General features: G+C 68.8%; 7 protein-coding genes. All 7 read right to left on the bottom strand.

The window, feature by feature from the left end; translation table 11 throughout:
* Positions 1 to 48: 48 nt before the first annotated feature.
* Positions 49 to 2,625 (bottom strand): glutamine amidotransferase, encoded by a 2,577-nt coding sequence (locus tag K2Z83_RS00035; RefSeq protein ID WP_220593142.1) that lies wholly within the window; start codon positions 2,623 to 2,625, stop codon positions 49 to 51.
* 3 nt (positions 2,626 to 2,628) lie between these two features.
* On the bottom strand, positions 2,629 to 4,377 hold the full coding sequence (locus tag K2Z83_RS00030) for a VWA domain-containing protein (RefSeq protein WP_220593141.1): 1,749 nt from the start codon (positions 4,375 to 4,377) through the stop codon (positions 2,629 to 2,631).
* A gap of 2 nt (positions 4,378 to 4,379) precedes the next feature.
* Complete coding sequence (locus K2Z83_RS00025) at positions 4,380 to 5,336, bottom strand: D-2-hydroxyacid dehydrogenase (protein ID WP_220593140.1); 957 nt, start codon at positions 5,334 to 5,336, stop codon at positions 4,380 to 4,382.
* A gap of 108 nt (positions 5,337 to 5,444) precedes the next feature.
* Positions 5,445 to 7,049, bottom strand: a complete 1,605-nt coding sequence (locus K2Z83_RS00020) for a response regulator (protein ID WP_220593139.1) — start codon at positions 7,047 to 7,049, stop codon at positions 5,445 to 5,447.
* Positions 7,039 to 9,915, bottom strand: a complete 2,877-nt coding sequence (locus tag K2Z83_RS00015) for a response regulator (RefSeq protein ID WP_220593138.1) — start codon at positions 9,913 to 9,915, stop codon at positions 7,039 to 7,041. The genes K2Z83_RS00020 and K2Z83_RS00015 overlap by 11 nt, the downstream gene beginning before the upstream one ends.
* Before the next feature lie 108 nt (positions 9,916 to 10,023).
* Positions 10,024 to 10,395: a response regulator gene (locus tag K2Z83_RS00010; protein WP_220593137.1), complete on the bottom strand. Its 372-nt coding sequence runs from the start codon at positions 10,393 to 10,395 to the stop codon at positions 10,024 to 10,026.
* A partial coding sequence (locus K2Z83_RS00005; RefSeq protein ID WP_220593136.1) for a hypothetical protein occupies positions 10,392 to 12,071 on the bottom strand: 1,680 nt, incomplete at its 5' end. The genes K2Z83_RS00010 and K2Z83_RS00005, both read right to left, overlap by 4 nt.

The following is a 12,071-nucleotide window of genomic DNA, read 5'->3' as shown; positions in this document are numbered from 1 at the left end:
CGAAGCATATGCCTCTGGCGCGTTGCGCCAGAGGCATATGCTTCGGCCCTACGGCCAACGGCGTATAAACAGCCCGCGCCGCACGGCGATCTCAAGCACCCAGAGCCCGAGGGCCAGGCCGATCAGCCAGGGCCAGAGGTCGGTGGCGGGCGCGACGGGCGCCGCCTGGGTAGGCGCATCTGTAGGTGTGGCGATCTGATCGAGCGCGCTGCCGCCGGTTGCGCCGGCGATGGCCTGGAGCAGCGCCGCGCCCCGTGGCCCGCCGTCGGCGGGGGGGGTGTACTCGGCGGGCACCGGGTTCACATAGCCCACGTCGCGCTGCTGGCGCTGCCCGTCACGCTGGAGCACCACGGAGACCACATAGGCCCCCGAGGCGGGCAGGCTCAGATCCTGGGTGTAGCGCCCGGGCGCCGTCTGCCGCACATCGAAGCTGCGCTCCGTCCCATCGGGCAGGGTGACGCGGGCGTTCACCGTGGCCAGGTTCAGCGGGTCGCCGCCGGCCTGGATGGCGGCGACGGTGAGGCGGGCGCCACCATCCTGCTGGGCGAGTCGCACCTGGAGCGGGCCGCTGTCGGGGTCGGGCAGCGTGTAGCGCACCATCTGCGCCCAGAAGCGGTCATAGCCATCCCAGCCGGGCCACTGGCTGGCCCAGGGGGCGCCCGTGCCGGGCATCCATGCCACCGCGCGGCCCAGGCCGTACTGCCATGCGGCCAGCAGCGGGTCGCCCTCGGGCGAGCGCAGCACCACGTCGGCGCTGTCGCGCTCGGTGACCGCCACATAGCCACCGAGCTCGGGCAGGTCGGCCGGCGCGAAGCCGCGCATGATCGGGTGGGCCTCGGCCAGGCTGGCCTGGAGCGGCTCCTCGACCACCGGGTCGGCGCGGGCGATCTCGCTCTCCAGCAGGGTCAGCCGCGGGATATCCTCGGGCCTGCCGGCGTAGTAGTAGCGGCCGCCGCCCCACTGGGCCAGCTGGTCGAGCAGGGCCGTGTCGGAGTCCTCGCCGATGGCGATGGTGGAGAGGGTGATCTTCTGGGCGCGGGCGGTCTCGACGAGCCGCTGGTAGCTGCCGAAGTTGTTGCTGAATGAGCGCCCGTCGGTGAGCAGGACGGCGTGGCGCACCTCGGAGGGCTGCTGGGCCAACGCGGGCAGGCCGACGGACAGGGCGAGCTCGATGTCTGTGCCGCCGCCCGCAGGGAGGTTGGCGATCTGCTCCTGGATCTGGGCCACGCTGAGCCCGACGCCGATCTGCTGGAAGGGCACCACCCAGAGCGTATCGGTGTCGAAGCCGAGGATGCCGATACGGTCGTCGGCCTGGAGGCTGTCGGTCGCCAGCTGGGCGGCCTCCTTCGCCATGGCGAACTTGCTCACGCCGAGGGCGGCGGTCATGCTCGCCGAGCGGTCGACGATCAGCAGCAGGGCGATGTTCGTGCGCTGCGGGCGCGGCGGCGGGTCCATGATCACCGGCAGCACATCCTCAAGCGGGGTATCCTTATAGGCGCCCAGGGTGAAGGAGTTGCGCCCGCCGACCGCCACCAGGCCGCGGCCATCGCTGCGCACAAACTCACGCACCCCGGCCATCTGGTCGAGCGAGAGCGCGGCCGCCGGCACGTCCACCAGCACCATGCCGTCGTAGGGGGCCAGGTCGGAGAGGCGCGAGGGCAGGCGCGCGGCGTCGATCTGGCTGGTCTGCACGCCCTGGCGGGCCAGGGCCGCCGCCAGGTCAGCCCCATCGCCGGGCCGACCCGTCACCAGCAGGACGTTCGGCGGCGGGGTGATGATCGCCGTCGCCCCGCCGCTGTTATTGGCCGCGAAGGTGTCGCCCGACGTCATCGTCAGCTCGGCGCGCAGCTGGAGCACGCCGGGCTCGCCGGCGGTGTGCTGGGAGGTGAAGCGGTCATCGCCGGGGCTGAGGACGACCTGCTGGTCGCCGAGGAGCTGCGCGCCGTCCCACAGGCGCAGGCGGGCCGCGAGCTCTCCGGCGAGGCTGTCGGGGCCGGGGGCGTAGCGCACGGCGATGGTGATCGGGAACTCCTCGCCGGACCGCAGGAGGCGCGGCGCGCTCACGGCGGTGATGGCGGCATCGGGGAGCGCGGCGGCATCGGCGGAGCCCACGTCGATAATGATCCCGGCGGCGGCGGCGAGCCGGGCCTCGGCCAGGGCGTCGCCGGTGGTCTGGACGCCATCGGAGAGCAGCGCCACCCGCCCGCCGCCGGGCAGCAGGGCGCGTGCGGCGCGCAGGGCGGCGGCCAGGTCGCTGCCGGCGGGGTCGGGCGCCTGGGGCACGGCCAGCTCCTCCGGGCCGTCGGCGACCACATCGGCGCCGAAGGCGAGCGTGCGGGCGCGCGGGCCGGCCTCGGCGGCCAGGCGCGCGGCCTCGGCGCGCAGGGCGGCCCGCCCGGCATCGCCCAGGCTGTCCGACTGATCGACCAGGATCACCAGTGGGCCTGCCGGCGGCGGCTCAGCGCCCAGGGACGGGTCGGCCATGGCCAGCACCAGGGCCGCCACCGCGCCCATGCGCAGCAGCAGGGCGGGCAGGGCCACCCGCACCCCGCGCCAGCGCCAGAGCAGGGCGAAGGTCGGCAGCAGCAGCAGCAGCCAGATCAGCTGTGGGTTGCGGAGGATCATTGGCTACGCGCTCCTCACAGCGCTGCGGCGGGCGTGGACGTACACCCACTCGCCGAGCATCACGATAAGGGCGGCGCCGGCCAGCCACGGCCAGATCGGCCGGCTGTCGCGCTCGGGGTCGCTGGCGGCGGGCGGCGGGGCCGCCGTGGCGGCGGGGAGCCGGCGCGGCGTCAGGTCGGACTCGCGGGCCGCCCCAGCGTTCACCGGCAGCTGCCCGGCGAAGACCTCGTCCGCGCCCGCGAGCTCGCGCAGCGCGTAGACGCCCGGGTCGTCCAGGGTGATCGGCACGGCCTCGCCCCTGGGCGCCGCCAGGCGGCGGACAGAGCCGTCGGGGGCGGTGATCTCGACCGTATCGGCGCGCGGGTCGGGCCGCAGCTCCACGGCCTGGCCGGCCAGGGCCGACTCCGGCAGCGGCGCCGGGGTCAGGTCGCGCACGGTGCGGGCCAGCAGCAGCGGGAAGGCCAGGCGCGAGGTCAGGTTGCTCTGCGCCAGGTCGAAGGCCCAGATCGCGACCTCGCTGCGCTCCACGCTGCCGCGCAGCATGAGCGGTCGCCCGTCGCGCGAGAGCAGCTCCTGCGCCCAGTCAGGCGGGGCTATCTCGTGGATCGGGCCAAAGTCCACGCTGCCGAGGCTCACGCCCTCGAAGATCGCGGTGTCGGGGCTCGACTCGAGCTTGGCTCCGCCAGATGCGGGGTTGATGATCTGATTGCCAACGTCCAGCAAACTGTTTTGTTCAGGCGGGTTGATCGCCAGCACCGCGCCGGGCGGCCAGCGCCCCGGTAGGACGCCGTCGAGGACCGTCAGGTCGATGTCGGGCAGCTCCTGGCCCACATAGTCGGCCGGGTCGAGCACCCGCAGGCTCATGCCGGGGACCGCCCTGAGCGCCCGCTCGATCACCGCCGGGCTAGCGCTCACCAGGAGCGTCCGCAGGGGGCGGGCGACGGCCAGGCTGATCGCGGCCGCATCGTCGGCGGGCAGGCCATCGTTGCCATCAACCTCGGCGCGCAGCAGCGCCACGCCCGCGGGGACCGTCCAGGTCAGCTCGACATCGCCCTGCGGCGGGAAGCTCGCCAGTCGCGTGTCGAGCAGCTGGCCGTCGCCGTAGAGCCGGATGACACTGCGGACGGATGCGCTGCCATAGTTGGTGGCCCGCGCGTAGACCTCAGTTGGCCCGCCGCCAGATCGCGGGCGGGCGGCGAGGGTGATCAGCGCGCGGTTCGGCAGGCTCGATCCGACCTGCTCCCAGCGCAGCGCGATGCCCTCGGGGGCGCCTCGCAGCTCAGCGTCGAGGGCGGGCAGGGCGGCGTCGGTGATCACGATCGCCTGGCCGGCGGGCTGCCCCTGCATATCGGCGGCGGCCAGAGTCAGCGCGCCGGCGATATCGCTGCCGACACCGCCGGCGCGTAGGCCGCCGAGCGCGGACAGCAGGCGGTCGGCCCCGGCCGGCCCGGCGCTATCGAGCAGGCGGGCCTCGGGGCCGGCGGCGATCAGAGTCAGCGTGTCGCGCCCGCCGAGGCCGCCGATCAGGGCGCGGGCGCGCTCGCGGGCGGCGTCGAGCCGGCTGCCCGGGCTGACCCCGCCGGCCGGGGCGGCCATGCTGGCCGAGGTGTCGATGATCACCGTCAGGTGCTGCTCGCGCCCGAGCAGATTCGTCAGCCACTGCGGGCGGGCGAGGGCCAGGGCCAGCAGGGCGGCGGCGAGCAGGGGCAGCAGCAGCAGCAGGCTCAGCGGCAGGCAATCTGCAATCTGCAATGCTAATACCCGGCGTGCTTATCGACGATATTGCGCAGGGGCTCGCCGGCGGCGTAGCGGCGCACATTCTCGACAAAGAGGCTGATCGTGCGCGGCCGGATCTCGGGGGAAAGCCACGAGACGTGGGGGGTAACAAAGACATTCGGCAGGCCCCAGAGCGGGTGCTCGGCGGGCAGCGGCTCGGTGGAGAACACATCGAGCCCGGCGCCGGCGATCTGCCCGCGCCCCAGGGCGTCGATCAGGGCCGCCTCGTCCACAATCTCGCCACGGGCGATGTTGATCAGATAGGCATCAGGGCGCATCGCGGCCAGCTCGGCCGCACCAAACATGCCGCGCGTCTGGGGCGTGAGCGGCGCGGCGATCACTACATAGTCGGCCTCGCCGAGCATCTGACGCCAGGCGCCGTCGGCGAGCACCCGGCTCACCCCGGGCACCGGCGCGCCGCTGCGGCGGCTCCCCACCACACGCATGCCGAAGGCCGCCGCCCGCGCGGCGATCGCCTGGCCGATCTGGCCGAGGCCGATGATCAGCATGAGCTTATCGGTCAGCTCGGCCAGCTGCACCTGTCGCCCGACCCAGCGGCGCTCGGCCTGGCTAGACCGCAGCAGGCCGGCCTGCTTGGCGTGATCCAGCACGTACAGCATCACAAACTCGGCGATCGGCGCCGCGTGGATGCCCGCCGAGTTGGTGATCAGGATATCGCGCGCCATCACCGCCGACACCAGCGAGTTATCGACCCCGGCCCGCGGGATGTGCAGCCAGCGCAGGGACGGCAGCTGCTCCACCAGGCCGTTCAGTGTCTGCGCGTCAAACCACCAGCGCATCAGTACATCCACGTCCGAGACATCCTGGTCGGGGCGGGCGTGGTCGTCATACCAGGCCAGATCGGCGCCCGGCGCCGCCGCGCGCACCCGCGCCTCCAGCTCCGCGCGGAGCGCCTCGGGAAGCAGTAGTTTCATAGGTATCTCCGTCGTCATGCGCACAAGACAACAAAGCACAGCGGCCGAGCCACTATGCTTCGTCTTCCTATTTTATCACTTTTTTAACGAGTGCCCAGCTCGTCTCGCTCACTCATCGATGATGAAGACGCTGCCAGGGATAAGCTTCGCCCGCTTCTTGGAGTCGACCGAGCGCTGGGCCACCTCACCGGGGTGGCTGAGGTGCCGCAGCCGTGAGCTGACGGCGATGATCGAGAGGCTCACCAGCGGGAAGGTCGCCGGTCGGCCCTGGCGATCCTCGCCGCTGATAAACCCGCGCGTGCGCGCCTCACGGTCATAGAGCAGGGGGGCCGTCGCGTCAAAGCGCTCGAGCACCTTGCCGCACACCTGGTCGAGCCGGTCGAGGCTCGTGATCACCACAAAGTCATCGCCGCCAATATGGCCCACAAAATCATCCGGGTTGCCATACTCGCGCACGGTATCGAGCAAGATCTGCGCCGTCCGCTGGATCACCGCGTCGCCCTTGAGGAAGCCATAGGTGTCGTTATAGGCCTTAAAGTTATCGATATCGCAGTAGCACACGGCGAAGGCGCTATCATGCTGGGCGATCCGCTGGCTGATCGCCCGCTCGATCGCGATGTTGCCCGGCAGGCGGGTGGAGGGGTTGGCCCCGCCCTCGCGCTCGCTGCGCCGCATGGCCGCCTGCACCCGCGCGTTCAGCTCCGCATCGCTGAAGGGCTTCGTGATATAGTCGTCGGCGCCGAGCTGGAGCCCGCGCACCTTGTCGGCGGGCGAGTTGATCGCCGAGAGCAGGATGATCGGGGTGAGCTGAGTCTCGGGCTGCACCCGCAGGCCGCCGAGCACCGTGAAGCCATCGATATCCGGCAGCAGCAGGTCGAGCAGGATCAGGTCGAACTGCTGCTCGCGCACGATCCGCAGGACCTCGGTGCCGCTGCCCACCACCGTGGCCAGATAGCCCTCGCTGACAAACTGCGCGGCGAGCAGCTGGGCGATGTCCGGCTCATCATCCACAATCAGAATATGCGGCCTGACCCGCTGCCGGTCGGCGTCTCCATCAAGGCCCGCCTCGACCATCGACAGGAGTCGCTCCGCATCAGGCGCATCCGCGCCCACCGAGTCGCCCAGCAGCACCAGCGGGATCATCTTCGTCTCCGGATCCTCGCCGAGGATCTGCATCGCCAGCGTCGCCTGATCATCCAGGCCCGGGTCGAGGATGATCAGCCCCGGGCGAAGCTGCCGCGCCAGATCGATCCCATCGGTTGTGTGCTGCGCCCAGACCAGCCGATGCCCGCGCGCCGTGAGCAGATCGCCGAGCGACGGCGCGACCGCCAGCGGGTCCGCGATCAGGAGCAGCAGCGCAGTCGCATGGGGGGCAGGTTCGCCGACGGAGTCGGCCGAGAGCTCAGGCGCCTCGGCGACCACAGGCGGCTGTGGGAGGGCAGCGAGCGGAGGGGAGGGCCGCCCAGGCGAATCGCTCACATCTACAGGCAGCGCGATCCGGATCTGATCGTCTGCAAGCTCAGCATGGCTCAAGATCTGGTCACAGACGGCGCGAAGCCGCTCAACATTCCGCTCGATAGTCGCCAGCAGGATCAGCGCACGCTCCTCATCGCCGCCTGAGCGACGCAGAAGCCCGGCCGCGCCCTGGAGCGCCGTCAGCGGTGAGATCAGGCTGTGGATGAAGCGGTCAAGTTCAGACGAGCTAGCGTCCATGCGGGGCCTCGCCAGACAAAGCAGCCGTCGTCACGGCGCTGATTAGCCGCTCATAGGTAATCGGCTTCTCAAGATAGCCATCGGCCCCCAGGCTGATCACCTGCGACTGAAGCGATTCGCCAAGATCATTCGCCGTCAGGATGATCACACGGGTCGCGGCGATAGCCGGGTTTTCCTTGATCCGACGCAGTACCTCCGTCCCATCAATGCCGGGCATCTTCACATCGAGCAGGACAACATCAGGGCGCACGCGCTCAATCATCGCCAGGGCCGCTAACCCATCGCCCACGTTCGTCACGCGCAGCCCGTGGCGCTGGAGCAGCCGCACCAGCACCGGGCGCACGTGCGGGTCGTCATCGACGACCAGGATATGCGGCTGTCGGGTGGACATCACCGCGAGGGCGCTCGCAATGATCGTATCGGCAGCAGCGTTCGCCGGCAGCAGCGTCAGCCCCGGGCGCGCGCCGACATCGCCCAGCGCCAGCACCATCGCCGTGTGGGTCGACTCCTCAGCCGCAATCTCATCCAGCAGCGCCCCGGCGGCATCGACATCGGGAGGCAGCGCCACAACCAGCATATCGGGAGGGGCGACCTGGGCCGAAGCCAGCATCATCGCCGCGGCGGCAACCTCACGCACCTCCCACGCGGCCTGCGCCAGCCCGGCCCGCACCGCCGCGGCAGACGGCCCCAGACCAACGAGCAGCACATGCGGGCGCAGCGTGCCCATAGGGACAGGCCGATCCGCCTCCGTGACGACCGGCAGGGTGAAGCTGAAGGTGCTGCCCTTACCGGGCATGCTATTGAGCCAGATCCGGCCGCCCTGCTCCTCCACCAGAGCCTTCGAGATCGCCAGCCCCAGGCCAGTCCCCCCGACGGTGCGCGTCGCAGAGCCATCGAGCTGCTGGAATCGCTGAAACAGACACGCCTGATCATCCTGGGCGATCCCCTGGCCCCAGTCGCGCACCGAGAAGCAGATCATCGCCCCCTCATGGCGCGCGCTCAGCAGCACCTGCTGGCCCGTAGGAGAGAACTTGATCGCATTTGAGAGTAGGTTTACCAGAACCTGGGCGGAGCGGTCGCCATCCGCAAGGATCTTCGGCAGCTGCGACGGCAGATCGAGATCGATAGTGATGTCGCGGTTGCTCGCAAAGGTGCGCATCTCGGAGGCCGCGTTGCGACACAGATCTGCTGGCGCGAGCGCCTCGCGCCGGAGCTGAATCCGCCCCTGCTCGATCTTGGCGATATCGAGCAGATCGTTGATCAGCCGGATCAGCCGCTCCGTATTGTTGAGCGAGATCGTCAGCAGCTCGCGCGCGCGCTGCGTGAGCCCGTCGGCCATACCGGGGCGCCCCGCCCGCGACGGCCCGAGCACCAGCTGGATCGCGCCCTGGATGCTTGTCAGCGGCGTACGTAGCTCGTGCGAGACATTCGACACGAAGTCGCTCTTCATCTGCTCCACCTCGCGCTCCCTGGTGATATCGCGGAAGACCAGGATCCGGCCGAGGTAGCGGTCACGAGGGTTCATCACGGGCGCGGAGAAGCACTGGAGCAGGCGGGGCTCAGGGCGGATGATCTGAAACTCCTCCACCGCCCGCTCGGTGGCTGATCGCAGCAGCTGGCGAAGCCAGGCCTGGAAGCGCGGGGCGTCCGCGAAGATCCGGTGGAAGATCGCGCCGAGCTGATCGAGGTCTTTCTCCTGAAGCTCCCGCTCAGAGAGGCCAAAGAAGAAGCGCGCCCGACGATTGATGATCATCACACGCCGGCGCTCATCGAGCATCAAGATAGCATCATTCGTCGCTTCGACGACCGCGCTCGTGCGCTCCTGGTCATTGCGGGTCTGGACAAAGAGGCGGGCGTTCTCTATCGCCACCGCCGTCTGCCGGGCGAGGATGTGCAGGATCTGCACCTGATGATCATCGACCGGCACATCATGTGTCACGACAACCTGAAGCACTCCGGTCAGCCAGCCGCCGGCGAGCAGCGGCACGCTGATCAGCTGGGAGACCCCAAAGGACTGGAGCGCTGCGGCGATCGGCGCACCGTCCTCAGCGGCGACGATCATGACATGTCCGCGGCTCGCGGCATTGAGAGCTTCGGCCACGCTCTGCGCGAAGAGCGCGGGCTGCCAGAGGGCGATCAGATCGGCCCCGCCAGGACTCGCGCCAGGGCCGGAGAGCGCGGCCGCCAGCTCCAGGTCCTCAGACTGCTCGTTATAGAGCAGGATGGCCCCCCCGGCGAGGGTGAGCACATTCAGAATCTGCGCGAGGATCGCCCCGAGCATCTGATCAAGCAGATTGCTATAGAGCAGACCGATATCTGTCACCGCGTTGACCGCGACGAGGAGGCGGTTCGATCGGCTCATATCAGCGTCACGCCACACCGTTTCGAGCTGGATGATCCGGTCGAGCGCGTGCGCCCCATCACCAACCAGGGCGCGCAGCGCAGACTCCTGTGAGACGGCGAGGCGTGACAGCTGCGGCGCCAGCGCGAGCATGCCATACTGCTGGATCGCCCCCGCCACCTGGAGCGCCACAACCACCCCGCCATAGGCCATCCGCTCAGAGAGTATCGCGAGCGGACTCTGCGCGATGCCCGCCACATCGCTCCGCACAAGCCCGCCATAGTCGGCGATTGTCGCAAGCCACTGCGGCGGCACGCTGATCTCTATAGGCGTGGTGTCGGGCATACGGAGGCCGGCCACCAGATGCAGCGTGCTAGAGCGATGCCCAGGGGCGAAGAACACCGCCGCGCCGCCGATGAGCACCTGAGCGCAGCCGACCACCACATCGTACACCTCGGTGCGGCTCTCGCAGCGCGCCAGCCGACAACTCGCCGCATAGAGCGCGCGTAGCTCAGCCGACTCCAATGCGTCGATCAGAGTCGCACGCGCCGCTTCCTCAGCAGAAGCCCCATCTGATAGAGCATGCGATGGTGTGATCATGGCATCGTGCCAATCCGCCCCTCACGAAACGTGTTACACAGCGCGATCCCCAAGGATGTCAGTAATCCGATCCACCAGGCTAAACACATCAAACGGCTTCACAATATAGCCCCGCGCTCCGATCGCCAGCCCCCGCTCAACCTCAAGCTCCTGCGACTTCGCCGTCAGAAAGATCACCGGCAGGTCGCGTGTCTGAGGGTTCGCGTGCAGGCGCGCGCACGCGGTGAATCCATCGATGCGCGGCATCATGACATCGAGCAGCACCACATCAAAGGGCTCGGCCTGCGCGCTCTCCAGGACAGCCTGCCCATCGCTGACCGCGACAACCGAGCAGCCCGCGTCTTCGAGGGCCAGGCGCGTAATCAACTGGATATCAGGCTCGTCCTCTGCAAGGAGCACTCTCATAGCTCGCCATCCTCCATCAAGGTCAGCTGCCGGGCAACTTCCTCGACGGCGATTCGCTGCTTACGATAGAAGTCCGACTCGCTCATCGCCAGACGGTTCGCCACATCGCGCACGGTCTTACGTTGAAGAAAACGACCTTCGAGGAGGTTATAGAGCAGCCACTCCTGCGCCGATGGGTCAAGCTGCTCATCAGGGCGCAGATTCGCGATCGCCTGCCGGAGCACCGCCTGAAGCGCCCGGGTCGAGCTGCCGCCCTGCTCCTGGAGGATCCGCTGCACGGTGCGCATGGCGAGCAGCGGGCTGTCAGAGAGCTTCGGCCCGCCCCAGAACTGGGTCAGCGCATCCTTGACAAGCTGCGAAAAGTCAGGGCTCATCACCACATCGTGGTCGCCATCGATCACCTCAAGGTCGGCCGGGGTCGCCTGCTCAATGCGTGATGAGAGCTGCTGAAGCGACTGCATCTCAGGGCCGAGGCCGCGCAGCGCGTCGAAGATCAGCTGCTGCATCTGGACAGTCGAGAGAGCGAGCTCCATCTGATGGGCGAGCACACCGATCAGGTGGCGCACGCTTGGGGCGAGCGAGCTCCCCTGGCGCATCTGCTCCGGCGGGTAGGCCACGCCGAGCGCCCCCAAGAAGAGCCCATCGGGGCTCCGCAGGGGCAGCAGACTGAATCCGCCACAGGTGAGGAAGTCCTCCGTCGGCATCAGGCCATCGGGGCTATGGGAGGGCAGCCGCTCCACCTGCGGCAGCAGCGTGCTGAGCGGGTACTCGCCGACAAAGCGCTTCACCTCACGCCGGGCGCCGGAGATCGCCTTCACCGTGAAACCGCCGTCGCCAGAGGCGATCACAAAGCCGGTATTAACCTTCAGGGCGCCACAGATCGCCTCCAGCGCATTCTCAAGCAGCGAGCGCAGATCTGCGCGGGTGAAGGTGCTGCGCGACAGGTTGCGCAGGTAGTCGATCTCATCGTGATCTTGGCGGTAGACCAGAGCATCGAGATAGGGCTTCACCTTGCTCACAAAGATCGGCATCAGCACCGTCATAATCATCACACCGAAGGTGATCAGGGTATCACGAGGCAGCCCAAGCAGGTGCTCGAAGACCGGCATCGCCTGAATAAATAGGACGATCATGATGCCGACAAACGGGCCGTAGAGCCACCAGCGGATAAAATCCTGCTTGATCAAGCGATCGGGCAGCAGCACACCGTGGAAGGCCACGCTGTAGGTCATCACAGTGATCATGACAATGACGATCAGGCTCGCGATCGACTGCAGGATCAGGATTGCGCTCTGGGGGATCACCGTGGGGGTGCCGATCACCAGGAACGGGAACACGCCGATACCGGGCGCGGCGAAGGTTGCGCCGAGGTAGCGCAGGCGGCGGCGCTGCGAGGGCGTGAGCGCGCTGCGCAAGGAGTCAACCACCGCCACCAAGGTTCCCCCGATCCCAACCAGGAAGAAGAGGCAGAAGGCCCAGAAGAACGGCCCGGCGCTAAACTGGGCGACGGGGCCGCTGGGGATATCCCCGCGGATGATGAGATCCGTGCCCAGCAAGACCAGCAGCAGACAGGCGGCGCTCGTGCCGTAGGCCAGCCACACCAGCCAGCGCATCCGCTCGGCGACAGCCCGATGGGAGCCCAGGGCGAACAGCGCGCTCGCCAGATGGACATACGC

Origin of the sequence: Oscillochloris sp. ZM17-4 (assembly GCF_019599295.1) — a bacterium.
In the GTDB taxonomy this organism is placed as follows: domain Bacteria; phylum Chloroflexota; class Chloroflexia; order Chloroflexales; family Chloroflexaceae; genus Oscillochloris.
This window is presented reverse-complemented; position numbering and strand designations above follow the sequence as displayed.

Coding starts and splice junctions, on each gene's coding strand:
- K2Z83_RS00035 (WP_220593142.1), bottom strand. CDS start 2,625: ATGATCCTCCGCAACCCACAGCTGATCTGGCTGCTGCTGCTGCTGCCG.
- K2Z83_RS00025 (WP_220593140.1), bottom strand. CDS start 5,336: ATGAAACTACTGCTTCCCGAGGCGCTCCGCGCGGAGCTGGAGGCGCGG.
- K2Z83_RS00010 (WP_220593137.1), bottom strand. CDS start 10,395: ATGAGAGTGCTCCTTGCAGAGGACGAGCCTGATATCCAGTTGATTACG.
- K2Z83_RS00020 (WP_220593139.1), bottom strand. CDS start 7,049: ATGGACGCTAGCTCGTCTGAACTTGACCGCTTCATCCACAGCCTGATC.